Raw genomic sequence first — 25,844 nt, 5'->3', positions numbered from 1 at the left:
ACGGCGAAATTCTCTTTTGAGCTCTATTTGGGTAGAAAGAATGACATACAATCTCTTCTCTTAAAACATCACGCTAAATCAAGATATATGAACGAATAAGAAAATAATTCCAATTGATGAGAAATCTTTATTAGTTAACATAATAAAATTATTGTATATAGAGAAAAGAACGCCCTTTTAGGGCGCTCTTATTTATCACATTAAAATAAAGAAAGCTGGTTTTGATCAGGAAGTGCTTCTAAACAGCCTTGACGATCTAAATATTCAAGGATGGTCTTCGACACTTTTCCGCGTTTTTGTAAATCTTCTTTTGAGAGGAATTCCCCATCTTGCCGCGCGCGGACAATATTTAACGCAACGTTTGTACCAAGTCCAGGGATTGAGTTGAATGGCGGTATTAAACCGTCTCCATCAATGATAAACTCCGTTGCACTTGAGCGGTAGAGGTCAACTTTTTTGAAGTGGTAGCCTCTTTCACACATTTCAAGTGCAAGCTCTAGTACAGTTAATAGGTTCTTTTCTTTCGGTGATGCATCTAGACCTTTAGAGTTAATGTCATCCATAACAGCTCGTATCGCATTCGATCCTTTTGTCATCGTTTCAATATCAAAGTCATCCGCACGAACGGTAAAGTAAGCTGCATAGTACAGGAGTGCATGATGCACCTTGAAATAAGCAATCCGAACAGCCATTAACACATAAGCAGCCGCGTGGGCTTTAGGGAACATGTATTTGATTTTTTTACAAGAATCAATATACCAGTTTGGTACATTATTATTCTTCATTTCTTCTTCCCATTCAGGAGGAAGTCCTTTTCCTTTACGAACAGATTCCATGATTTTAAAGGCAAGTGACGGCTCTAAGCCTTGATAGATGAGATAGACCATAATATCATCACGACACCCAATTACTTCACTTAGTTCACATGTTTTATTGTGAATGAGCTCTTGCGCATTTCCGAGCCAAACATCCGTACCGTGTGATAGTCCAGAAATCTGAACAAGCTCTGAGAAGGTCGTTGGTTTTGTATCCTCTAGCATTTGCCGAACAAATCTCGTCCCAAATTCTGGGATACCGAGTGTACCTGTTTTACAGCCAATTTGCTCTTCTGTTACACCAAGTGGCTCTGTCCCTTGGAAAATCTTCATGACTTCAGGGTCATCTGTTGGAATCGTTTTTGGATCGATTCCGCTTAAATCTTGAAGCATACGAATGACCGTTGGATCATCGTGCCCAAGAATATCCAGCTTGAGCAAGTTATCGTGGATCGAATGGAAATCAAAATGTGTCGTCTTCCAATCGGAACCTGTCGCATCTGCTGGGTATTGAATAGGTGAGAAATCGTAAATGTCCATATAATCAGGCACAACGATAATCCCGCCTGGATGCTGGCCTGTTGTTCGTTTTACCCCTGTACAGCCTTGTACAAGCCGGTCGATTTCAGCGCCTCTCATATGAAGGTTATGATCTCCTGCATAGCCTTTTACGTAACCATATGCTGTTTTTTCTGCAACGGTACCAATCGTACCTGCTCTGTATACATAATCTTCACCGAACAGCTCTTTTGTATAGTTATGTGCGATCGGCTGATATTCGCCTGAGAAGTTTAAGTCAATATCAGGTACTTTGTCTCCTTTAAAACCTAAGAACGTTTCAAACGGAATATCATGTCCATCTTTTTTATACGGCGTTCCACATTCTGGACAGTCCTTATCAGGAAGGTCAAAGCCTGAACCAACAGATCCGTCATTAAAGAACTCAGAGTGCTTACAGCTTGGGCATACATAATGAGGTGCAAGTGGATTTACTTCAGTAATCTCTGTTAATGTCGCAACAAGAGATGAGCCGACAGATCCCCTTGAACCAACAAGATATCCATCATCAAGTGATTTTTTTACGAGCTTATGAGAGATTAAGTAAATAACGGCGAAGCCATGACCGATAATACTTTTTAATTCTTTCTCAATGCGGTCTTCTACGATTTTCGGCAAATCATCTCCGTAGATGCTGCGCGCCATTTGATAGCTCATTTCCCGTATTTCTTCATCTGCACCTTCAATTTTTGGTGTGTAAAGATCATCTTTGATAGGTTTAATGCTTTCGACCATCTCAGATACCTTTTGCGTATTTGTTACGACGATCTCTTTCGCTTTTTCGTCTCCTAGGAAGGAGAAGGCTTCGAGCATTTCATCTGTCGTTCTAAAATGAACTTTTGGCAGTTCATGGCGGTTCAGCGGATTCGCTCCACCCTGTGATGAAATTAAGATTTTACGATAAATTTTGTCCTCTGGATGCAGGTAATGTACATTTCCAGTCGCCACAACTGGTTTATTCAGCTTTTCGCCAAGCTTGACAATGTTTGTGATGATTTCTTTTAACGCACGCTCATCTCGAACTAGCTCAAGCTGCAGCAGGTGCTGATACACTTCTGGCGGATGTACTTCTAAATAGTCATAAAATGCTGCAATGTCTTCCACCTCATCAGGTGACTTTTGCATCATTCCTTCAAATACCTCACCCTTATCACAAGCAGATCCAACAATTAAACCTTCACGATATTTCTCAAGCTGAGAGCGCGGAATACGCGGGACCCGGTAGAAATAATGTATATGAGAAAGTGAAACAAGCTTAAATAAATTCTTAAGGCCAGTCTCATTTTGAGCAATCAAAGTCGCGTGGTAAGGACGTGAGCGCTGGTAAGCATTCGACTGCCCCATGTTTTCATTCAATTGATCGTGATAGGCAATCTCTTTTTCAGCCGCATCTTTTAGCATCTTCAGCATGAGATAGCCTGTCGCCTCTGCATCATAAATCGCCCTGTGATGCTGCGTCAGTTCAATATCGAACTTTTTACAAAGAGTGTTCAGCCGGTGATTTTTAAATTCTGGGTAAAGGAACCGGCCAAGTTCAAGTGTATCAATGACAGGGTTTGACGCTTTATCTGTTTTTAGCAGGCGTTTATACGCTGCATTTAAAAAGCCCATATCAAAGCTCGCATTGTGCGCAACAAGGATATCTTGTCCAATCCATTCTTTGAAATCCCGCACGACGTCGACGACATCTGGTGCATCTCTCACCATATCATCGGTGATACCTGTTAATTCGATGGTGGTCGCTGATAACGGGTGATGAGGATTAGCAAATGCCTCAAAGCGGTCAATGATTTCCCCGCCTTTTATTTTCACTGCTGCCAGCTCAATGATCGTGTCATAAACGGCTGAAAGTCCAGTTGTCTCTACGTCGAATACGACATACGTCGCATCCTCTAACAAGCGGTGCTCTGGGTTATATGCAATCGGTACCCCGTCGTCTACTAAGTTGATTTCCACACCGTACATCATTTTGATGCCATGCTTTTTACTTGCTGCATACGCATCTGGGAAGGATTGTACAACGGCATGATCTGTCAGGGCAATTGCTTCATGTCCCCATTTTTTTGCTTGTTCAACAAGTCTGCCAATGCCAGTGACAGCATCCATTTGGCTCATAGGGGAATGTAAATGAAGCTCCACACGCTTTTCACCCTCAGGTGCTGTATCTTCTTTCAGCTGCGGTTTCATTTCATTGACATCATTGGCGATCATGACAAGATCTCTGACAAACGTATCATTTTGAATGCTTCCTCTTGCTTTCACCCACATGCCTTTTTTCAATGATTTCATCAGCTGAGCATCTTCTTTTTCTCTTGCAAACATTTTGATCAAAATACTGTTTGTATAATCTGTGATCTTAAAGATACAAAGCGTTCTCCCGCTTTTCAGCTCACGCGTTTCTGCATCGAATACGTAGCCTTGAACGGTAATTCTTCTTTCCTCGTCCATGATACTATCAAGCGTACGAATTTCTTCATTGTCTTTGATTTGATAGCCAATCATCAGAGGGCCTGACGGAGCTTCATTCTGCTCCTCACTTTCTTTCTTCTCCATCTCAGTGAGGGCTTGCATGGCTCTTTCTTGATCTTCAGCAAGCTTTTGTTCTCTGAACTTCTGAATCTCTTGATCTGATACAAAAATTTCTGTATCGAATTGCAGCTCTGGAAAGCCCACTTGTTTAAATGCGGCCTGAAGCATCGGGCTGTACTTCTTCTTAATAGCGAGTGCCTCTGTTTCGCTTTTTGTTTTAATGATGATTTTATGTCCAGACAGCGATGGTTTTTGCTGCTGAAGCAAGCTGATGATTGGGGGAGAAATTCCTTGAAGTTCTTCCACACAATGTGACCAGTACGATTGCACGAGTTCTTCAGATATGTGCGGATCACTCACTTCAATCGTACAAGTGATTTGTGCAATATGTGAAAATGCATTTGTCAGCCTGCTGAGAAACATGGCGTATACTTTGTAAGGCAAAAGCGCTTTAAATTTAAAAAGGAAATGCCATGTTTTCGTCGCCTTATGCACCGTCAATTTGACGATTTCTCCTTCTTCAAAGTAACGACTGAGGTCATCATCTGTCATTTGAATCTGATTGAGTAATATATGAAATTGCCGCCGTGTGATCGGTAATTGTTCATCCAAGACAGGACCCTCCTTTTGTCAATCAGAAAGGTACCTCTTTTCTACAGGAGGTACCTTCATTTTTTTGTTCGCTTTATGCTTGGCGTATAAATGAAATCAGATCATCAACAGATACTTCATGTGATTCACCTGATTTTCTAAACTTCACTTCTACTATACCTTCTTCTGAACGTTTTCCGCAGCTAATACGAATTGGCAGTCCAATTAAATCACTGTCTGCAAATTTTACTCCTGCACGCTCCTGGCGGTCATCGAAAAGTACGTCAAAGCCTTCATCTTCTAAGCGCTCGTACAACGTTTCAGCCAGTTCTTTCTGCGCATCGTTTTTCATATTTAATGCAAGGAGGTGTAGGTCATATGGTGCCACTGTTTCCGGCCAAATGATTCCTTTCTCATCGTGATGCTGTTCAACAATCGCTGACAGCGTTCTAGAGATGCCGATGCCATAGCAGCCCATAATCATTGGCTGCGCACGACCATTCTCATCGAGGTACGTTGCATCCATCGACTCAGAATAACGAGTGCCCAGTTTAAAGACTTGTCCTACTTCAATCCCTTTTGCAAATTGGATTGTGCCTTCCCCATCTGGAGAAACATCTCCTTCTTGAATCAAGCGAAGATCTGTGAATTCTTTTACTGACACGTCACGTGCAGGATTGACATTGACATAATGATAATCCGCTTCGTTTGCACCAGCGACAGCATTTGTCATTCCCTTCACAGCAAGGTCCGCATAAATATCGACTTCTGCTTCCAGTTTAACAGGTCCAACAAATCCAGGCTCAGTTCCAATAACTTTCAGCACTTCTTCGCGTGAAGCAAGCTCGACAAGCTGTGCTCCTACCAAGTTTTTCACTTTCACATCATTTACTTCATGATCGCCTCTAGTTAGGATCAGAACATACGCATCATCTGCTTTAAACAAAACAGATTTAATGCAAGCAGAAGGGTCAACTTCTAAAAAGCCAGCCACATCTTGAATGGTTTTCATTTGCGGCGTATGGACTTTTTCAAGCTCTTTGAAGTCCGCAGGATTTGCTTCTTTTCCGTGATATACAGCCTCAGCCATTTCGATATTCGCGGCATATGAGGACGTATCAGAATAAGCGATGGTATCCTCTCCGACTTCTGAGAGCGCCATGAACTCATGCGTATCTTTTCCACCCATTGCCCCTGAATCTGCAATGACTGGTCTAAAATTGAGACCCACTTTTGAGAACACATTAGAGTAAGCCGTAAACATTTTGTTGTATGTCTCATCAAGGCTTTCTGGTGAAGAATGGAATGAGTATGCATCCTTCATGATAAATTCACGTCCGCGCAGCAGTCCAAAGCGTGGTCTCTGTTCATCACGGAATTTTGATTGAATTTGATATAGTGTTAAAGGTAGCTTCTTATACGATTTCACTTCGCTGCGTACTAATGATGTGATCACTTCTTCGTGGGTTGGGCCAAGCGCAAATTCGCGTCCGTGGCGATCCTTCATACGCATCAGTTCTGGACCGTATGTATACCATCTTCCTGACTCTTGCCACATTTCTGCCTGCTGCAGCACTGGCATTAGCAGCTCAGCCGCGCCTGCCTTTTCCATTTCCTTGCGGACGATCGATTGAATATGCTGAATGACTTTATGCGCAAGCGGCAGATAATGATAGATTCCACTTGTATTTTGTCTAATAAACCCAGCTCTTACTAAGAGTTGATGACTTTTTGCCTCAGCATCTGCCGGCACCTCTCGAAGAGTTGGAATAAAAGTCAGGGATTGTCTCATGTCGTTACACCTCATTTATGAAATAGGACTTCTCACAAAAACTCTTGTTTCCCGGAATGAGAAACAAGAGAGAATGGTTTTTATAAAAATAACCGCTGAATGTCATTCCACGTTACCACTAACATTAACAGCATGAGGAAAGCAACACCGATAAAGACAACAAGTGCTTCCTTCTCACGATTAATTGGTTTACCGCGAATGGCTTCAACAAATAAGAATAGTAAACGTCCTCCGTCTAATGCAGGAATCGGTAACAAATTCACGATGCCTAGGTTGATACTGAGGAACGCCGCAAACTGCATTAATGTTAACACACCTTGTTTGGCTACTTCTCCTGTCATGTCATAAATTCCAACAGGACCTGCTAACATGTCTAGTGAAAATTGTCCTGTGACAATTTTTTGCAAGTTCGTTAAGATCAGACCTGCCGTTGAAACGACAGTTGTTCCAGAGGATGAAATAACTTTCAAAAATCCATTTTCCGTTGGCGGATATGATCCGAAACGGCCAATGCTTTTCCCATCTGCTTTCACAGCTTCTGGTACAACCTGCACAGTGCTTTCCTTGCCGTCTCGGTCAATGACGACATTCATTTTTTTCTCAGGGTTCTTTTGAACTGTTTGAACGACGTCTGTCCAAGAATTCATTTTCTCGCCGTTAATGGACACGATGTGATCTCCCTGCATGAGTCCAGCCTCAGCCGCCCGGCCGTCTTTCGTCAGCTTACCGAGTACAGGATCATCAACGGTTACCCCTTGAATAAAACCTAAAGCAACCAAAATCACATACGCTAGAATAAAGTTCATAATCGGTCCAGCTGCGATAGCTTTAATTCGCTGCCAAACCGTTTTTGAACCGAATTGACGATTGTATGGTGCGATTTGAATTTCTTCACCATCTGCAATATAGAAGCTTGTTTGACTGACATTGTAGCCAGTCAGAATATCTTCATTTCCAGCTTCATATCCCGAGATTCTCATAGCATGATCTAAATCAATCTGCTCAACTTCGATGACAAGTGCATCAGGATATTTTTCTTTATCATTTAAAATGATCTTTTCTACTTCATTTTGCTCATTGAATAAGAGCCCCACTGTATGACCTGGTTTAATTTCGATAACTTCAGGGTCCTCTCCAGCCATTTTAACAAATCCGCCAATAGGGAGAAGTCTAATGGTATAAACGGTTTCTTTTCGTTTAAAGGAGAAAATCTTCGGCCCAAAACCAATTGCGAACTCGCGGCATAAAATCCCCGCGCGCTGCGCCATAATTAAATGGCCAAGCTCGTGGAAAAAAACGAGCGTTCCAAAAATAATAATAAACGCAATCACTGTATTCACGAACATACCACCTTATGTGAGGATTGATTGAACAAAGTCTCGTGTATCTTTGTCCACTTCATGGATATCTTGCAAACTAGGCGTTGAAATCACATGATGTCTGATTAGTGCCTTTTCAATCAATTCTTCAATTTGCAGGAACGTTACTTTGCCTTTCAGAAATGCATCGACTGCCATTTCATTTGCTGCATTAAGTACAGCAGGCATTGTCCCTCCTATTTTACCTGATTCATAAGCAAAATGTAAGCAGCGATACCTGTCAAAATCCGCTTTCTGGAAATTCAATTGTCCAATCTCCCAAAGGTTCAATGATTTCGCTTCTTGTAACGGCGCCCGGTCAGGGTATGTGAGTGCATATTGAATAGGCACTCTCATGTCAGGTGTCCCTAACTGAGCCATGACGCTTTTGTCGTGAAATTCCACCATCGAATGGATAATGCTCTCTTTATGTAGCAGCACATCAATTTGTTCATAAGGGATATCAAACAACCAATGTGCCTCGATCACCTCAAGACCCTTATTCATCATCGTCGCTGAATCAATGGTGATTTTCGCTCCCATCGACCAATTCGGGTGGTTCAGCGCTTCTTCAACCGTAACACCTTCAAGTTCAGTTCGTTTTTTATCTCGGAAACTACCACCTGAAGCTGTCACGATTAAGCGTTCAATATTTTTAGCTTGTTCACCTTGCAGGCATTGAAAAATAGCGGAATGCTCACTATCGACAGGAAGTAAAGGTACATCATATGTTTTAGCGTACTCTTTTACTATATGACCAGCTGTCACAAGTGTTTCCTTATTTGCGAGAGCAATCGTCTTTTTTTGTTCAATGGCCTTTAATGTTGGAACAAGTCCAACACTCCCTACAAGTGCATTGACCACTACGTCCACTGCATCATAGGTCGCTGCCTCGATGTTGGCTTCTTCACCAGCAGCCAGCTTCACATCGTATGCAAATGAATGATTTTTTAGCATGTGATAGGTTTCTTCGTCTACACAGCCGACGAATTCAGGCTGAAAGCGCTCAATGATCGGAATCGCCTTTGCTATATTTCTGCCAAATGTCATGGCTTTCAGCTTAAACTTGTCCGGGTGCTGACTGATCACATCTAACGTTTGTTCTCCAATTGATCCTGTTGCGCCTAATAGCGAAATATATTTCAAATTGCCACTCCTTCTCTCGTTCAATAAGTTTCTATGAGGTTAGCTGGCAAACGTTGCGAGCAGTAAGTATAAAAACGGCAGAACGAATAAAAAGCTGTCAAACCTGTCCAAAATCCCGCCATGGCCAGGGAGAATTGTCCCTGAATCCTTCACGTGATAATGACGCTTTAAAGCAGATTCCACAAGGTCGCCTAGCTGTCCAAAGATACTGAGTAAAAGAGTAATAAACATCACAAGCAGATATGATGGCAAAAATCCTGTAACCACCTGAAACACAAGTGACAACACGACCGCTGTGACGATTCCGCCGATAAATCCTTCTACTGTTTTGTTTGGGCTGATTTCTGGCCAAAGCTTTCGTTTCCCCATAGATTTCCCAATAAAATAGGCTCCTGAGTCAGTAGACCAAATAATCACTGCTGCGAAGAAGATCGCACTCATGCCATATAAGCCTCTAATTTGGATAAAATAATAGAAACTAACGCCAATATATAATGTGGCTAATACAACAAAAGCAACCTCATCGAATGTGAAAGAGTTTTTGCTCAAAACTGTATAAGTTAAAAGTATTAAGACTGCAAATAAAGCAATCTGCATTTTTGATGCGTCCACGTTTGGGAAGAAGCTGTTGTCTCCGCCCATTAAAAGCCAAAGCAATATTAAGCTGACAATACCAGGAAAGCTGAAAATCGAGATCTTTTTCATTCTTAAAAGCTCAAAGAGAGCGACACTTCCCATTAAATAAATCAGCAGGGTAAATGGCATCTGTCCATATATAACTGCAAGCAAAAAGACTGCAGCTGCCAAAACACCCGTCAAAATTCTTTGTTTCATCTGCACCACCCTCTAAATTCCACCGAACCTCCGGCCGCGGCGCTGGTACTCTCCGATAGCGCCTATAAGGTGCTCATCAGAAAAGTCAGGCCAAAGCACATCCGTAAAGACAAACTCGCTGTACGCAATTTGCCAAAGCATAAAGTTGCTTAATCTAATTTCTCCACTCGTGCGAATGAGCAAATCCGGATCTTGAAGAGATTCTGTCATTAAATAAGCTGAAAACATCTCTTCTGTGATGTCTTCTGCTCGAAGCTTACCTTCTTTGACCTTTTCAGAAATTTGTCTGCATGCGGAGACGATTTCTGTGCGCCCACCATAGTTGAGCGCAAAGTTCAAAATGAGTCCGTCGTTGTTCGCCGTACTCTTTACTGCGTTCTCTACCGCTTTTTTCGTATGCTGCGGGAGGCCGTCTGGATCACCTGTTAAACGCACACGGACATTTTCTTCGATGAGTTCAGGCAGGTAGATGTTTAAAAATTCTTCAGGAAGTTTCATTAAAAAGTCTACTTCTAATTTTGGACGTTTCCAATTTTCCGTAGAGAAAGCATACAAAGTCAGCACTTTGACATTCAGCTCATTTGCAAGCTTTGTCATGCGCTTGACGACTTTCATTCCTTCATGATGACCTGCTACCCGTGGAAGAGCACGTTTTTTCGCCCATCTTCCGTTCCCATCCATGATAATGGCAATATGTTCAGGAATTTCTCCATTTAATATGTCTTCTTTTGTCAGGCTTTCTAAGTTGGAAGCTGCTGTTTGCTGATTCTTCCAATTTTTGAGTATATTGAGCATGAGATTCCTCCATCACCCAAAAAGGTTGCGTTCCCGCTAAATAATATAGTCATCAACAGTATTAACAAAAAAACCCCCTGTAAACATGAAGAGGGTCTTTTCACTATTATCTATTGTACATAGTTTTTTCTTAAACTTCCATGATTTCTTTTTCTTTATCTTTCGTCACGTCATCAATTTTAGCGACATATTCATCTGTCAATTTTTGAACATCCTCTGTCGATGATCTTAATTCATCTTCAGTGATCTCCCCATTTTTCTCAAGCTTTTTCAAATCATCGTTTGCATCACGACGCACGTTACGAACAGCTACTTTTGCTTCTTCTGAGTATTTTTTCACGACTTTCACAAGCTCTTTACGTCTTTCTTCTGTCAGCGCAGGAATCGCAATGCGGATCACATTTCCGTCACTTGTTGGCGTGATGCCAAGATCAGACTTTTGGATCGCTTTTTCGATATCACCGATTGCTGTTTTATCGTAAGGTGTGATAATCAGCATACGTGCTTCTGGCACTGTGATCGACGCAATTTGGTTAAGCGGTGTTTGTGCACCGTAATAATCCACTGTCACTTTATCAAGCAGTGAAGCATTTGCACGGCCAGCACGAACAGTTGCAAGCTCACGTCCGTAGGCTTGTACGGCTTTTTCCATTTTTTCTTTCGTTTGGTTCAACACTTCTTTTGACACGTTATTTCCCCCTCACGATCGTTCCGATTGATTCGCCGTTTACGGCACGTTTAATATTTCCTTCTTCCATAATGGAGAAGACGATTAATGGAATGTCATTGTCCATACATAATGAGGACGCAGTAGAATCCATTACAGCAAGCCCTTCTTTAAGTACATCAAGATATGAAAGCTTATCATATTTTACTGCATCCGCATCTGTACGAGGATCAGCACTGTAGACACCATCTACATTATTTTTCGCCATTAAAATGACATCTGCTTCAATTTCTGCTGCACGAAGTGCTGCCGTAGTATCTGTAGAGAAATAAGGGTTTCCTGTTCCTGCAGCAAAAATGACGACACGTTTCTTTTCAAGATGACGGATCGCTTTTCTTCTTATGTATGGTTCTGCAACCTGTCTCATTTCGATAGAGGTTTGCACTCTAGACTGAATGCCAAGCGTTTCTAGGCTGTCCTGTAACGCCAGTGAGTTCATCACTGTTGCCAGCATCCCCATGTAGTCTGCTGTTGCACGGTCCATTCCTAGATCACTGCCTGTCTTTCCGCGCCAAAGGTTTCCTCCGCCTACAACGACTGCAACTTCAACATCGAGCTCTGCAATTTCTTTTACTTGCTTTGCAATTGATTGAATGACAGTTGGGTTAATTCCATTTCCAGCATCACCCGCTAGTGCTTCGCCACTTAGCTTCAGTACAATGCGATTATATTTCGGTTTGCTCATGATAACCTCCAAGTGTAAACTATACCGTCTCTTATTATGCGTAAGAAACTGTCTTTTGTAAATCAATATCCTCTAAAAAATAGGGAACACAGTGCTTGTGCTCCCTAAAAAAGCCCCAGAGAGCTTTTCAAACATTATTTTTTCACTTGGCTCATAACTTCTTCAGCAAAGTTGTCTTGACGTTTTTCGATACCTTCGCCCACTTCATAGCGAACATAAGTTTGAACAGTTGCGTTTTTCGCAGCTACAACTTGTTTCACTTTTTCATCTGGGTTTTTAACGAACGCTTGGTCAAGTAAGCAAATTTCTTCGAAGAATTTGTTTAGACGGCCTTCTACCATTTTAGCTACGATGTTTTCAGGCTTTCCTTCTTGAAGAGCTTGCTGTGTTAATACTTCACGCTCACGGTTTGCTTCTTCTTCTGACACTTGGTCACGAGAAATGTATTTAGGGTTTACAGCTGCAACGTGCATTGCGATGTCTCTTGCAAGCTCTTCGTCAGTTGTTCCATTAAGAACAGCTAACACACCGATACGTCCGCCCATGTGCAGGTAAGAACCGAATGCAGCATTATCTTCTTTTGTGATAACAGAGAAACGGCGTAGAGTGATTTTCTCTCCGATTTTCGCAATTGCAGATGTGATATGCTCTTCAACTGTAGAACCGTTTTCCATTTTAGAAGCATGAGCTTCTTCAATTGTTGCAGGTTTAGCAGCAAGCAAATGATCAGCAAGTTCGTTAAGAAGTGCTTGGAATCCTTCGTTTTTCGCAACGAAATCAGTCTCAGAGTTCACTTCTAGGATCACGCCTGTGTTGCCGTCAGTTTTGATAAGAGTTAATCCTTCTGCCGCAATACGGTCTGCTTTTTTCGCAGCTTTTGCGATTCCTTTTTCTCTTAGAAGGTCGATTGCTTTCTCGATGTCACCATCAGTTTCTGTTAACGCTTTTTTACAGTCCATCATACCTGCACCAGTTTTTTGACGCAGTTCTTTAACTAATTGAGCAGTAATTGCCATTTTACATTTCCTCCTTCTATGTTAAAACACGGATTACTAGGTGAAAAAAAGGTGATAAAAGGCATTTCCCTCTTATCACCTTTTGAATAGGTTACGCAGTTGTTGTTTCAGTTTCTGTCGTTTCTTCTACAACAGCTTCTTCTTCGCCTTGTTTAGACTCAAGAATCGCATCTGCCATTTTAGCAGTTAGAAGTTTTACAGCACGGATTGCATCATCGTTTGCAGGGATCACAACATCAATTTCGTCTGGATCACAGTTTGTGTCAACGATACCGATGATTGGGATATTCAATTTACGAGCTTCTGCAACTGCAATACGCTCTTTACGAGGGTCGATAATGAAAAGTGCATCCGGAAGACTCTTCATGTCTTTGATTCCGCCTAGGAATTTTTCAAGACGCTCTAATTCTTTTTTCAGTTGAACGACTTCTTTCTTAGGAAGAACTTCGAACGTACCGTTTTCTTGCATTTTTTCAATATCTTTTAAACGTTTAATACGTTTTTGGATTGTTTCAAAGTTTGTTAAAGTTCCACCAAGCCAGCGTTGGTTCACATAGAACATACCAGAACGGATTGCTTCTTCTTTCACTGAATCTTGTGCTTGCTTTTTCGTACCAACGAAAAGGATTTTTCCTCCGTCAGCAGCAAGGTTTTTCGTGAAGTTGTAAGCTTCTTCTACTTTTTTCACCGTTTTTTGAAGGTCGATGATGTAGATACCGTTACGCTCTGTAAAGATGTAACGCTTCATTTTTGGGTTCCAACGGCGAGTTTGGTGACCGAAGTGAACACCAGCTTCTAGCAATTGTTTCATAGAAATAACTGACATTTTGTTGCCTCCTAATATAATGGTTTTTTTTCCTCCGCTTAAGTCATGTTCACATAAAACTGCGCCACGGCAGCACCTTCATACGAATCATTAAGCGTGTGTATTTAACACCAAGAAATAATATAACACATGATGGACTGACAATCAAGAATCCTTTACAGCTTTCCGCTAAATTTTAATAAAAGCTCGATTTCTGTCTTGCCAGTTTTCATTTCTTTCGCTATTTCTTCTAGTGACCGCCCTTCATCATATAGGGTCTTCACTTGGTCCTCGAATGTTTCTTCTATTTCACTTTTAGAAGGCATAGAAGCCTCTGTTTCGAGTTGTGGAACGGGTTCGTTTACCTTCTCTTCCTGCACCTCAACTTCGCTAAGGAGAGCCGACAGGTGCTCCGGTACGGGATCTTCACTTTCGACCGATTGCTGGGATTCAATTGGTGGTTGTGGCTGCTTTGGTGTCTGAAGATCCGATTTCAGCTCTTCAGCAGAAAAATCAGGGGAAGCGGCTGCCACTTTTGATAGTTTGTCATTCTCTTCTTTGACCTCCATCAAAAATGCAGCCAGGGTATTTTCCGTTTCTTCTAGAAGTTCTCGCTGCTTTTGTTCTGTTGCCTTCAGCGAATTCATTCTCGTATATAAAATAATCACAAAATAAATAAGTGCAGCATGAAGCATGAAGCTAATCAGCCATAACATATTTTTTCACTCACTAACTCTTTAAGATTGAATGGCTTTATCAAGCAGATGCTTAAGCTTGAACAAGGCCTTTGAATGAATTTGCGAAATGCGCGAGGTAGATAAATTGAGCACTTGACCGATTTCCGTTAATGTCAGTTCTTCTTTATAGAAAAGACTGATCACAAGCTTTTCTTTTTCTGAAAGCTCTGTGATTTTTTCAGAAAGCTGTTCAATTAATTCATCTTTCAGCATTTTCTCTTCTGGAGTCACAGACTTCTCGTCGCGAATCATGACTTGGACGTTCTCTCCGTCTTCTTGATCATGCAGCTTCTCATCAATTGAGAGCAGATTTGCAAAGAATCCTTCATTCATCGTTGTGACGACATCCTGTTCACTCATGCCGAGTTCCTCAGCCACCTCTGTCGGCGTCACATTACGCAAATACCGCTGTTCAAGCTTTTCAATAGCCGCTTCTACTTTTTTTGTTTTTTCTCTTGATGTACGAGGCAGCCAGTCCTCTTTACGAAGACCGTCGATAATGGCCCCGCGGATTCTGAAGGATGCATATGTATCAAACTTCAGATCTCTTCCGGGATCAAATTTTTCAAGGGCATCATATAAACCGAGCATCCCTAGACTGATCAAGTCTTCTTTATGCACTGACTTCGGGAGACCGATGGAAATTCTTCCAACATGATATGTGACGAGCGGCATATAGCGGCGCATAAGATCATCTCCAGCAGCTGGGTCTTTCCACTCTTTCCATCTAGCCCATAGCGCCTGATCTTCGTAATTTAAGGATTGCATCTTTATCCCCCTATACTTCCTTAGTTATATCTTCATAATGCCTTGCTTCACAGTACGGATCTCAAGCTCTGCCGTAAGCGGATCGAATTCAATTGTACGGCCACTGTTTCCGCCTGTATCCTCACTAATAATCGGGATATGATGAAGAGACAGATGTTCTTTTACAGCTGAAACGTTTCTAGGTCCAATTCTCATTAGATCATTGGTTGACTTAAACTTAAACATTTCCGCCCCGCCAGCAAGTTTTGCCTTTAGCGCATGTTTGCGCGCGCCTGCTTTTAAGAGCAGATCAATTGTATGCTTGACACCTGTATCTGCATATTTAGCCAAGTTCTCCACCGCCCCTTTTGAAAGAGAGGAATCTGGAAGCATAACATGGACAAGGCCTGCCAGCCTTTTGTCTTGATCAAACAAGACAAGCCCTACGCAGGAACCAAGACCGGATGTCCGAATGCGGTCCGGTGATTTAACAAGCTGAACATCCGCAATACCAACCTTTACAACTGCCGGAATTTGCACGTTCATTATAGGTTACCTAATGCTTTGAATAGTTTTTCAAACGATTCAAAGTCTGGTAATAGAAACATATTTCCTTTCAGCTCTTGCTTATTTTGATCATCAAAAATAGATGTATCAATCACAATCGCCTGATCGCCAAGAGGACTGAATTGCATCAACCCTTCACTAATGACAGCCCCGAACATATCGAGCGTGACATCTGGAACACTTGGGTAAAGCTGCAATTTGGTTAAATCGGCAAGGGCTGATAAATAAGAGCCCGCTAAAATATTTCCAAGTTCATGAAGTGCTGACGTCCCCATCTCATGTTCATGAATCGTATCAATATCAAATGCCGGATCCTGGACAAGCTCTCTTACAAATTGCTCTGCTTGCTCAAACGGCATAATGAAAAAGATTGAGCCGGTTAAATCCCCTTCCATTCGCAGGAAAATGCTTGCAACAGGAAGGTCTGCACCTCCAAAGAAATCCATTAAATCTTCAAACGAGAGAACCTTGACAAAAGGAACAGCCATATCTATTTTGCGATCCAATAGGTTGGCAAGAGCAGACGCTGCGTGGCCTGCCCCGATATTCCCAACCTCTCCTAAAATATCTAGCTGTTCATCTTTAATTTCGTTGAAAATGCTCATTTCACATCCCCCTTAATGAACAGGTGCACCTTGAACGCTCTTGTCGAGGACAGCACCGGCATGAATGATATTGAAAAGACGCTGATCATGCTTAATGATACCTGTCACCCATGACTGTCCTTCTTTTTCAGCTGATTCAGGAGAAGATTCTACTTCTTCCTGATGGACGGTTATGACATCATTTGCTTCGTCAACAATCCAGCCGACTTCAATGTCACCAACTTGTACAATGATCATTCTTGTTTCATCTGTAATCTCGTTGTCAGTAGAACCAAGTCTAACTCTCAGGTCAATGACAGGCGTCACGACACCGCGTAAATTAATAACACCGCATATATAAGGGGCAACGCCAGGAACTCTTGTCGGCTGCTGCCATTTTTCAATGGACTTTACTTCTGATACTGAAATGGCGTATTCTTTTTTGTTTACGATAAACACAATCATCTTTTCGCCAGTTTTGATATCTGTACTCATTTCAGACCGCTCCTCTATTGTTTTTTACTTGATCAGTGCATTACAGTCAACGATGAGTGCAACTTGACCGTCACCTAGGATCGTTGCGCCGGATATCGCAAATACGTTAGGCAGATAATCTCCTAGTGATTTCAATACAACCTCTTGCTGACCAATAAACGAATCGACCACAAATGCTGTCAGCTTGTCTCCTTTACGAACAACAATGATGTGCAGTTCTTCCTCTAATTCATTCGTATTTGGTACGTGGAATTGTTTCTTCAAGTACACGACCGGTACGATAAATCCGCGGAAATCAATCACTTCACGATCATGCGTTTGCAGGATGTCACTTTTCTTAATGACCGCCGTTTCAATAATAGAAGAAATCGGAATCGCAAATGTTTCCTCTTCTAGTTTTACAAGAAGAACGGAAATAATCGATAATGTAAGCGGAAGCTGGATCGAAAATAGTGAACCCTGTCCTTCTGTTGAGTTAATGCTCACAGATCCGCCAAGTGATTCCAGCTTGTTTTTCACAACGTCAAGACCTACACCGCGGCCTGAGATGTCAGAAATCGTATCAGCTGTAGAGAATCCTGCTGCAAAGATCAATGAATCAATTTGATGATCTTCAAGCGTTTCTGCTTCTCTTTCTGTAATAACCCCGCGCTCTAACGCTTTTTCAAGCACCTTTTTACGGTTAATCCCGCCTCCATCATCTTCTACTTCAATAAAGACATGGTTTCCGCTATGATACGCTTTTAATAGAACCGTACCTTTTTCCGGCTTGCCTTTTTTCACACGTTCTTCTGGTGATTCAATCCCGTGATCTAGACTGTTTCTAAGTAAGTGCAACAGCGGATCTCCAATCTCGTCGATCACTGTTCGATCAAGCTCCGTCTCAGCACCCTCAATAATCAGTTCAATTTTCTTATTAAGCTCTTTCGTCAATTGACGAATCATACGCGGGAATCTGTTAAAGACAGTTTCCACAGGTACCATTCTCATGTTCAGGATGATTGATTGCAGGTCTCCAGAAATACGAGTCATTCTTTCGACTGTGTCTGTGAGTTCGTTATTTTCTAGTTCTTTAGCAATCTGTTCCAATCGGCCTCTATCAATCACAAGTTCTTCAAATAGATTCATAAGAGAATCAAGACGGTCGATGTTGACACGAATTGTTTTCGTTCCGCCGGCAGCTGCACCGTTATTGCCATTTGCTTTTGGCGCATCATTTGCTGGCGCTTTTACAGCAGGAACGGATGTTTCTTCTTTTTTCTGTTCAGGCTGCACCTCTTGCTTTTCAGCCGGAGCTGCTTCTTCAAATGCGGAGACTTCAGAGATCTCAACCTTCTCAACCTCTGAGATCGCCGTGACGATTTTCTGCACTTCGTCCATCGGCTGTTTAGAAAGATAAGAAATGCTGAATTCAGATTCAAAATCTTCTGATTCTAACAGTTCTGCATTTGGAACGGTTTTGACAACCTCGCCTGCTTCATTTAGTCTTTCAAAAATCATATAGACACGAACAGCTTTTAGTAAGCACGCTTCGCTTAATGTCACGTTAAGTTCATAGCATTTGAAGCCTTGCTCTCTCGCTTCATCAAGAACCGTACGTTCAAATTCGTTATAATCTAAGTCATTAGCAGCAGCTGATGCATCTGCTGTTTCAACGCTAGAAGCTGCCTCAGCATGGCTTCCTGTCACATCTAGCTTTTTACTAATCTCTGTGACATCACGTTTCCCGTCTCCTCCTTCTGCAATCGATTGAACCATTGCTTCAAGATGATCGAGTGCTTCGAACATCGTATCCATTGACTCAGGAGTGACAATCATTTGTTCATTACGGATAGCATCAAACATGTTTTCTAAATGATGCGTTAAATGAGCCATATCATCAAAGCCCATCGTTGCACTCATTCCTTTCAATGTATGAGCCGCTCTGAATATATCATTCACTAGCTGCAAGTCGGTTGGGTTCTTTTCTAAATCAAGAAGTTTTTCATTACAAGTTTGTAAGTGTTCTCTGCTTTCATCTAAAAAGATATCTAAGTATTGGTTTACATCCAACGTGTTCACGCCCTCTCTTTTTTCATGGAGCTAATAATTGCATGTGCGATGTCATCCACATGCCTTGTTTCATGTGCAAGGCCTGCTTTAATGACTGATTTAGGCATTCCGAAAACAACACATGATTCTTCTTTTTCTGCAATGACTTTCGTATGACCGCTTGCGACCATTTTTTTGACACCTTCAGTACCATCACTGCCCATACCTGTCATAATGACAGCGATTTTCTCGTAACCCTTTATGCTGCTGATGGATTCAAATAAATAGTTAACAGATGGTTTGTGCCGGCTTTCCGTGTCTTCAGGGGACAGCCTGATGACAAGTGACCCCCCTTGGTCATGAAGTGACATATTCATTCCACCAGGAGCTATGTAAGCCACTCCATTTTTCGCGATGTCTCCATCTTGCGCTTCTTTAATCGTAATTTGTGATAAATGATCTAACCTAGTAGCAAGTGATGCCGTGAATCCTGCTGGCATATGCTGCACAATCAATATAGGGGCCTCGATGTCCTTAGGCAGCTTCGTTACGACTCGTTGAAGTGCCCTTGGTCCCCCTGTAGATGTTCCGATAGTAATAATCTTTCGGAGTGAGCTGCCTTTTACAGATGGTAGCCGGGGTGCAGCCACTGGACTTGGCGGCTTTATCACCGGCTTAGGAGACACCTTCTCTTCAGTGCGTTTCCTTGACAGTCCTGCTGCAAGTACCCGCTCTACAATTTGCCCCCTCACTTTGTGCAAATCGAGCGAAATGCTTCCCGAAGGCTTTGTCACAAAGTCAAAAGCACCGAGTTCTAAGCAATGGATGGTTAAATCTTTTCCTTGCTTTGTCTGGCTTGACACCATAATCACGGCAAGGTCGTGTTCAGCCAGAATTTGTTTTAATGCTTCTGTTCCATTTAAAACAGGCATTTCCACATCTAACGTGACAACATCTGGATTCAGTTCCTTGATCCGTTTTAAGGCATCTTCCCCATTTCGCGCCGTTCCGACGACTTCTATTTCTTGCTCGGCACTTAGAAAATCACTAATGAGCTTTCTCATAAAGGCCGAGTCATCTACTACTAGCACTCTAATCATGAGTCCACCTTCCTCCTTTTAAAAAAAGAGGACAACTTATCTATAAACGTATGCTGTTCTCTCCGTGCCTCTCTTATCTGCTGATGATATAGTGTTTCTGCCAGCATCTTAATGGTTTTACTCAGCCTTGAATGAGGCTGCTTCATATAAAATGGAATTTGTTCTGATACTGCTTTAGGAACCGCAGGATCATCAGGCACAGCGCCAGCAAATACAAGTTTTCTGTGAAGAAAAGATGTGACCACTCCTGCCAATTTCCGGTAGGTTTCAGACCCTTCTGACGGGGTTTTGCACCGATTGACAATGATTTGCACAGACCGTTCAAACTGATGAATGGCTAAGTGTTTAATCGCGCTGTAGGCATCCATGATGGATGTTGGCTCTGGCGTAGTCACAACGACCACTTCTCCTGCCGATAAGACAAAAGGCAGCTGATCTTTTGACAAGCCGGCACCCATATCGAAAAAGATACAATCGAAGTCCTGCATGATTCTTTCCATCTCTTCCAAAAAGAACGACCATTGATCTTTATCTAAAGAAAACAGCTGTTCAAGCCCGCTTCCGCCAGAAATGTAATATAGGTTGTCCGTTCCTTTTGTCATGGCTGCTTGGAAGGATTTTTTTCTAACGAGAACATCTAATATAGAACTAGTCGATGTTTTCCCTAGTAAAATATCAATATTCCCCATCCCAAAATCAAGATCAATCACTAACACTCTTCTCTCTGTACTTGCGATAGACAGTGCCATATTCAGGGTCAAATTCGATTTACCTACCCCGCCTTTACCGCTCATGACGGCAATGGTCTTTGCCTGCCCGCTGGCGTTAAGAGGAGAAGGTGTGATGATTTGACTCTGCTGAACTAGTTTTCTTAACCCTTCTGCTTGGTCAGGCTTCATGATTGTAAAACCATCCTTGTAAGTTCAAGAGGAGAACCTTCAAGAATATCCTCAGGCACATTTTGACCATTTGTTAAAAAACCAAGTTTGATTTGAGAGTCAGCAATGATTTGAAAAATGGTTCCCATCGTGTCCGTTTCATCTACTTTTGTAAAAATGAATTGATTGATTGGAACGTGCTCAAAGCGTTTGACCATGGCTTTCATGTCTTGATACTTCGATGTAGCACTCATCACGAGAAAACTTTGAATGCTCTCATCAAATGGAATAATGTCGGTCAGCTCTTTGATATACGCTTCTTCTTTAAAGTTACGTCCTGCTGTATCGATGAAAATATGATCATATTCTTTAAAGGTCTCTTGGGCTTTTACAAAATCCTCTCTCGAATAACAAACCTCAAGCGGTGCATTCAGCAGTTCAGCATAAGTTTTCAGCTGTTCGATTGCTGCAATACGGTACGTATCGGTTGTAATAAAAGCAATCTTCTTTTGCTGCTGAATGGCTGTTTTAGCAGCCAGCTTTGCAATCGTTGTCGTTTTACCAGCTCCGGTTGAACCGAACAGTACAATGTATTTTGACGAAATCATCGGCTCATCAGAGGTTTGCGCTGGCAGCATATCTGTCAGCAGTTGTTCAAGTTCTTTTTTTATGTGATATTCTTTAACCGCACCCTTTGTTAAAAGACCCTTCAGGCATTCGTCTCGAATGGCATCATCAAGCCCTTGATCCTTTAGCTTTTGATCGATTGCTATAAGAGGATCAGGCAGAATACCCGCATGCCGTTCATTCCTCACATATTCTAAAGGCTGGGTATGAGAAGGCGCTGGTTTCGCCGCCTTGGGAACAAATGAAGGCTCTTCGGGCAGCTTTTCCTTTTTTGGCAACACTGGAAGAGGCGACGCAGGGTTTAACCCTTTACCAGCTCTTTCCTCGAAATCTTGATCCAGCACTGCAATCACTTCGACCATTTGCTGTTTCTTCAAACCGAACAGTTTGCGTTTGACAACGGTTTTAGAATTTAAAATAACGGCATCTTTCCCAAGCTGCTGCCTGATTTGAATCGTTGCCTCCTGCATAGAATTTGCTGTGATTTTTTTCATTTTCATTAGATATCCACCACTCCGATGCTCTGTACTTCCACATTCGCTTCTAGTTCGTTATAAGATAGTACCGGTAAATCTGGGAAATATCTTTCTAACAACTGCTTAACGTACATTCTTATAGGAGGTGAGCATAATAGAACCGGCGTTTCCTGACGAAGCGAAAGCTGTTCAATTTCTCTCGCCACTGATTGAATCACACTTTCAGAGGATTCTGGATCTAACGATAAGTAGTTACCATGCTCTGTCTGCTGAACGCTGTCTGCAATCACCTTTTCTACTCGGCCTGAGCATGTCACGACTTTGAGTGATTCATTTTCTCTTGCATACTGTGCGGTAATCTGTCTTGCCAGCGCCTGTCTCACATACTCTGTTAATAAATCTGTATCAGTCGTTAATTTTCCGTAGTCTGCAAGCGTCTCAAAAATGGTGACAAGGTTTCGGATAGAGACCTTTTCTTTCAGCAGCTTCGCCAGTACTTTTTGAATATCACCGACTGCCAGCGGATTTGGCGTTACCTCATCCACTAAGACGGGATAACTTTCTTTCAGATGATCGATTAATTGCTTCGTTTCTTGGCGTCCGAGCAGCTCGTGTGTGTTTTGTCTAATCTTTTCTGTGATGTGAGTAGACACAACAGACGCTGGATCCACAACCGTATAGCCTAGCATCTCAGCCTGATCTTTTTCTGCTTCTGATATCCATTTAGCCGGCAGGCCAAAGGATGGTTCGATTGTTTCAATTCCTTCAATCGGATCATCATCAGGCGTTGGGGACATCGCTAAGTAATGATCAAGCAGCAGCTCTCCTTTTGCTACTTCGTTCCCTTTAATTTTCAACCGGTATTCATTTGGGTTCAGTGCAATATTGTCCCGGATTCGGACGACTGGAATGACGAGACCAAGTTCAAGGGCAAGCTGCCTTCGGATCATCACAATCCGGTCTAACAGGTCACCGCCCTGGTTTGCATCAGCGAGCGGGATGAGGCCGTAGCCAAATTCAAATTCAATGGCATCCATTTGCAGGAGATGAATGACACTTTCTGGACTTTTCATCTCTTCTACCTCTGCCTGTTCCTCCAGTACCTCTTCAATTTCTTCTTGGTCTTGTTTGTTTTTCGACATCAAGTATGCGCCGAGGGCAAGTAAACCTGCGATCGGTCCTGTCAAAAGTACGCCGATTGGCGTAAACAGCCCAAGAAGGAAGATCGTGCCTGCTGTGACGTAGAGCATAGCAGGGAATGCAAACAGTTGTTCAGTGATATCTGAACCAAGGTTCCCATTAGAAGCAGCCCTTGTGACGACAATCCCTGTTGCTGTTGAAATGAGAAGTGCAGGAATTTGTGAAACAATCCCGTCTCCTACCGTTAATAGCGTAAAGTGGGAAGCTGATTCTTGAATCGACATTCCTTGCTGAAGCATCCCAATAATGATTCCAAAAATAATATTAATAATGACGATGATAATACCTGCGATGGCATCCCCTTTAACGAACTTACTTGCACCATCCATCGCTCCATAAAAGTCTGCTTCTCTCGCTACTTTTTCACGGCGGTTTCTTGCTTCACTTTCTGTCAGCATACCTGCATTTAAATCTGCGTCAATACTCATTTGTTTACCTGGCATCGCATCGAGAGTAAATCTTGCCGCAACCTCTGATACACGCTCTGCCCCTTTTGTGATAACAATAAACTGAATGATAATCAGGATAAGGAAAACAACGAGACCAACGAGGATATTTCCTCCAACAACAAATGAACCGAACGTTTCTACAACCTTTCCAGCATCTCCTGTTGAAAGAATAGAACGTGTTGTAGAGATGTTAAGCCCTAAACGAAACAGCGTTAAGAGCAAAAGCAATGATGGAAAAATTGAAAATTGCAGTGGTTCTTGCATGTTCATTGTGGTGAGAAGCACGATAAGCGCAAGAGAAATATTAATAATGATTAAAATACTTAATAGCATTGGCGGAAACGGTATGACCAGCATCGCCACAATTAAAATAACACTGAATAAAACAGATAAATCTCTTGCTGACATGCCTGTTCTCTCCTTTTAAAACCAAAAATTCATAAAATCTTTTGTTTCGTTTTATAGACGTAAGCTAAAATTTCTGCGATGGCCTTAAAGTATTCTTCCGGCACCGCTTGGTCGATGTCGACCTGATCATAGAGCGCGCGGGCGAGCGGCCGGTTTTCTACGGTCATGATATCGTGCTCTTTCGCAATCGTTCTAATTTTCAAAGCCAAAATATCCGTTCCCTTTGCCACAACATAGGGCGCGTCCATTTTTTCTTCATCATACTTTAAAGCAATGGCATAGTGGGTTGGGTTTGTAATGATGACGTCCGCTTTTGGGACTTCCTGCATCATCCGTCTCATGGCCATTTCCCGCTGACGCTGTTTAATCTTTGATTTGATGAGCGGGTCACCCTCTGATTTTTTATACTCATCTTTGATGTCTTGTTTGGACATCCGCAAGTTTTTTTCATAATCAAATTTCTGATACATATAATCAAGCCCTGCTAAGATCAGAAGAGCACCAGCAGCATACAGCCCCATAATTAAGGTCATATTTGCAACGAAATGAAGGGTTTCCTCTGCTGTTAATAAAGGAAGCCGCAGAATTTCGTCAAAGTGCATCCAAAGAGCAATAAATGTCGCAAAGCCTACAAAGCCAATTTTCAAAATGGATTTTAATAGCTCTACGAGGGCTCGAATACTGTATATCCGTTTAAACCCTTTGATTGGGTCAAGCTTTTCTAATTTCGGTTTGATCACTTCTGGTGAAAAGAGAAAGCCGACTTGTAAATAGTTACTGATAATGCCCGCCAGCATACCAACACCAAGGATTGGCATGAGGAGGAGCCCTGTTTCCTGAAGCAATTCCAAGAATAATTGATGAATATTAGATGTGCTAACCTTCATTAGCATGGTTGTTGAATAAAAACGTTCTATGAGCGCGATAATCCGCTCTTTCATAAAAGGCCCAATAAAAAAGAATGATAAAAAGATTAATAGAAATGAGATGGCTGTATTGACGTCGGTGCTTTTGGCAACCTGTCCTTTTTTACGTGAATCCCGCCTTTTTTTCGGCGTTGCTTTTTCTGTTTTTTCACCTGCGAAAAATTGCAAGTCTAGTCTAAGCCTTGTCATCATGACGAACCACCGACCAATGCTAAGAAATTCCTCATGGTGAGTACAATCGTTTCAAATGTATTTTGGACAACACCGAAGATGACGCCCATACAGATGATGATCATAATAAAACTCACACCCATTTTAATAGGAAGTCCAACCACAAATACGTTCATTTGCGGAACTGTACGTGCCACAATCCCCAGCGCCAAGTCGACTAAAAACAGACTTGCCACGACAGGTGCCGAGATTTGAAAGGCGATGATAAACATTTGGTTGAAGCTCTTTGCGATAAAGTAAGCAAAGGATTCACTGCCGAAATTCAATGCGTATTGATCAACTGCAATGTATTGAAAGCTGTAATAGATTCCATCAAGCAGCAGGTGATGTGCGTTTGTTGCCAGCATCAACAGCAATGTGACCGTATAAAAAAACTGTCCCATCAGCGGCGTCTGCGCCCCTGTTTGCGGATCAATAATATTGGCAATCGCAAAACCCATTTGAAAATCAATGAATGAGCCGGCAATTTGAACAGCGGACACCATGATGTATGCAATCAGCCCAAGCAGAAGTCCGACCATTGCTTCTTTCACCGCAAGCATCATATAAAGACCGTCTATGTCGAGTGCTGGCGGTTCTTTTATGGTGCTAAAACTAATGACAGCTAAAAACAGTGAGAATCCAACTCTGTGTACAGCCGGGATCGTTCTATGCGCTAAAAGCGGTACTGTCACAAAAAAAGCGGTGATCCGAATAAAAACTAAAAGAAAAGCAGGGAATAATTCTATAATTGACAT

At 42.1% G+C, this 25,844-nt stretch carries 22 protein-coding genes; all 22 read right to left on the bottom strand.

Annotation, left to right across the window (positions count from 1 at the left end):
• Positions 1-200 precede the first annotated feature (200 nt).
• Complete coding sequence (locus BA81_RS09820; protein ID WP_034281813.1) at positions 201-4,514, bottom strand: PolC-type DNA polymerase III; 4,314 nt, start codon at positions 4,512-4,514, stop codon at positions 201-203.
• 73 nt (positions 4,515-4,587) lie between these two features.
• Positions 4,588-6,285: a proline--tRNA ligase gene (locus tag BA81_RS09815; RefSeq protein WP_034281811.1), complete on the bottom strand. Its 1,698-nt coding sequence runs from the start codon at positions 6,283-6,285 to the stop codon at positions 4,588-4,590.
• Positions 6,286-6,365: 80 nt separating this feature from the next.
• Entirely contained in the window at positions 6,366-7,631 is a 1,266-nt protein-coding gene (gene rseP / locus BA81_RS09810) for an RIP metalloprotease RseP (RefSeq protein WP_101677204.1), read from the bottom strand.
• Positions 7,632-7,637: 6 nt separating this feature from the next.
• Positions 7,638-8,789 carry a 1-deoxy-D-xylulose-5-phosphate reductoisomerase gene (dxr, locus tag BA81_RS09805; protein ID WP_034281807.1) on the bottom strand — a complete coding sequence of 384 codons (1,152 nt, stop codon included), beginning with the start codon at positions 8,787-8,789 and terminating at the stop codon, positions 7,638-7,640.
• 39 nt (positions 8,790-8,828) lie between these two features.
• Positions 8,829-9,623 carry a phosphatidate cytidylyltransferase gene (locus BA81_RS09800; protein WP_034281805.1) on the bottom strand — a complete coding sequence of 265 codons (795 nt, stop codon included), beginning with the start codon at positions 9,621-9,623 and terminating at the stop codon, positions 8,829-8,831.
• 12 nt (positions 9,624-9,635) lie between these two features.
• The gene (gene uppS / locus BA81_RS09795) at positions 9,636-10,418 is read right to left on the bottom strand and encodes an undecaprenyl pyrophosphate synthase (protein WP_034281803.1); all 783 of its coding nucleotides are present in this window, start codon (positions 10,416-10,418) and stop codon (positions 9,636-9,638) included.
• Between the two features lie 130 nt (positions 10,419-10,548).
• On the bottom strand, positions 10,549-11,106 hold the full coding sequence (frr, locus tag BA81_RS09790; RefSeq protein ID WP_024424150.1) for a ribosome recycling factor: 558 nt from the start codon (positions 11,104-11,106) through the stop codon (positions 10,549-10,551).
• Between the two features lies 1 nt (position 11,107).
• Positions 11,108-11,830 (bottom strand): UMP kinase, encoded by a 723-nt coding sequence (gene pyrH, locus BA81_RS09785; protein ID WP_008344767.1) that lies wholly within the window; start codon positions 11,828-11,830, stop codon positions 11,108-11,110.
• A gap of 134 nt (positions 11,831-11,964) precedes the next feature.
• The gene (gene tsf, locus BA81_RS09780; protein WP_034281801.1) at positions 11,965-12,846 is read right to left on the bottom strand and encodes a translation elongation factor Ts; all 882 of its coding nucleotides are present in this window, start codon (positions 12,844-12,846) and stop codon (positions 11,965-11,967) included.
• Between the two features lie 91 nt (positions 12,847-12,937).
• Positions 12,938-13,672 carry a 30S ribosomal protein S2 gene (gene rpsB, locus BA81_RS09775; RefSeq protein WP_024426991.1) on the bottom strand — a complete coding sequence of 245 codons (735 nt, stop codon included), beginning with the start codon at positions 13,670-13,672 and terminating at the stop codon, positions 12,938-12,940.
• A gap of 155 nt (positions 13,673-13,827) precedes the next feature.
• Complete coding sequence (locus tag BA81_RS09770; protein WP_024426990.1) at positions 13,828-14,367, bottom strand: hypothetical protein; 540 nt, start codon at positions 14,365-14,367, stop codon at positions 13,828-13,830.
• A 21-nt stretch (positions 14,368-14,388) separates the two neighbouring features.
• Positions 14,389-15,156 (bottom strand): FliA/WhiG family RNA polymerase sigma factor, encoded by a 768-nt coding sequence (locus BA81_RS09765; protein WP_024424154.1) that lies wholly within the window; start codon positions 15,154-15,156, stop codon positions 14,389-14,391.
• A gap of 24 nt (positions 15,157-15,180) precedes the next feature.
• Positions 15,181-15,681: a chemotaxis protein CheD gene (locus tag BA81_RS09760; protein WP_024426989.1), complete on the bottom strand. Its 501-nt coding sequence runs from the start codon at positions 15,679-15,681 to the stop codon at positions 15,181-15,183.
• The gene (locus BA81_RS09755) at positions 15,681-16,307 is read right to left on the bottom strand and encodes a chemotaxis protein CheC (RefSeq protein WP_024424156.1); all 627 of its coding nucleotides are present in this window, start codon (positions 16,305-16,307) and stop codon (positions 15,681-15,683) included. Before BA81_RS09755 ends, BA81_RS09760 begins: the two co-directional genes overlap by 1 nt.
• Before the next feature lie 12 nt (positions 16,308-16,319).
• Positions 16,320-16,781: a chemotaxis protein CheW gene (locus BA81_RS09750; RefSeq protein ID WP_024424157.1), complete on the bottom strand. Its 462-nt coding sequence runs from the start codon at positions 16,779-16,781 to the stop codon at positions 16,320-16,322.
• A 24-nt stretch (positions 16,782-16,805) separates the two neighbouring features.
• The gene (locus BA81_RS09745; RefSeq protein ID WP_034281799.1) at positions 16,806-18,833 is read right to left on the bottom strand and encodes a chemotaxis protein CheA; all 2,028 of its coding nucleotides are present in this window, start codon (positions 18,831-18,833) and stop codon (positions 16,806-16,808) included.
• Between the two features lie 5 nt (positions 18,834-18,838).
• Positions 18,839-19,912 carry a protein-glutamate methylesterase/protein-glutamine glutaminase gene (locus BA81_RS09740; RefSeq protein WP_034281797.1) on the bottom strand — a complete coding sequence of 358 codons (1,074 nt, stop codon included), beginning with the start codon at positions 19,910-19,912 and terminating at the stop codon, positions 18,839-18,841.
• The gene (locus BA81_RS09735; protein ID WP_051627337.1) at positions 19,909-20,814 is read right to left on the bottom strand and encodes a MinD/ParA family protein; all 906 of its coding nucleotides are present in this window, start codon (positions 20,812-20,814) and stop codon (positions 19,909-19,911) included. Before BA81_RS09735 ends, BA81_RS09740 begins: the two co-directional genes overlap by 4 nt.
• A complete protein-coding gene (flhF, locus tag BA81_RS09730) occupies positions 20,808-21,917 on the bottom strand; it encodes a flagellar biosynthesis GTPase FlhF (protein WP_034281794.1) in 1,110 nt (369 codons plus the stop codon). Before flhF ends, BA81_RS09735 begins: the two co-directional genes overlap by 7 nt.
• The gene (gene flhA / locus BA81_RS09725; protein ID WP_034281791.1) at positions 21,917-23,950 is read right to left on the bottom strand and encodes a flagellar biosynthesis protein FlhA; all 2,034 of its coding nucleotides are present in this window, start codon (positions 23,948-23,950) and stop codon (positions 21,917-21,919) included. The genes flhF and flhA overlap by 1 nt, the downstream gene beginning before the upstream one ends.
• Before the next feature lie 29 nt (positions 23,951-23,979).
• Positions 23,980-25,068, bottom strand: a complete 1,089-nt coding sequence (flhB, locus tag BA81_RS09720; protein WP_034281789.1) for a flagellar biosynthesis protein FlhB — start codon at positions 25,066-25,068, stop codon at positions 23,980-23,982.
• Complete coding sequence (gene fliR, locus BA81_RS09715; RefSeq protein WP_024426982.1) at positions 25,065-25,844, bottom strand: flagellar biosynthetic protein FliR; 780 nt, start codon at positions 25,842-25,844, stop codon at positions 25,065-25,067. Before fliR ends, flhB begins: the two co-directional genes overlap by 4 nt.

The sequence above is a fragment of the Bacillus safensis FO-36b genome (assembly GCF_000691165.1).
GTDB classification, from domain to species: Bacteria; Bacillota; Bacilli; order Bacillales; family Bacillaceae; genus Bacillus; species Bacillus safensis.
Note: the sequence above shows the minus strand (reverse complement) of the source record. Positions and strands in the feature narration are given on the sequence as shown.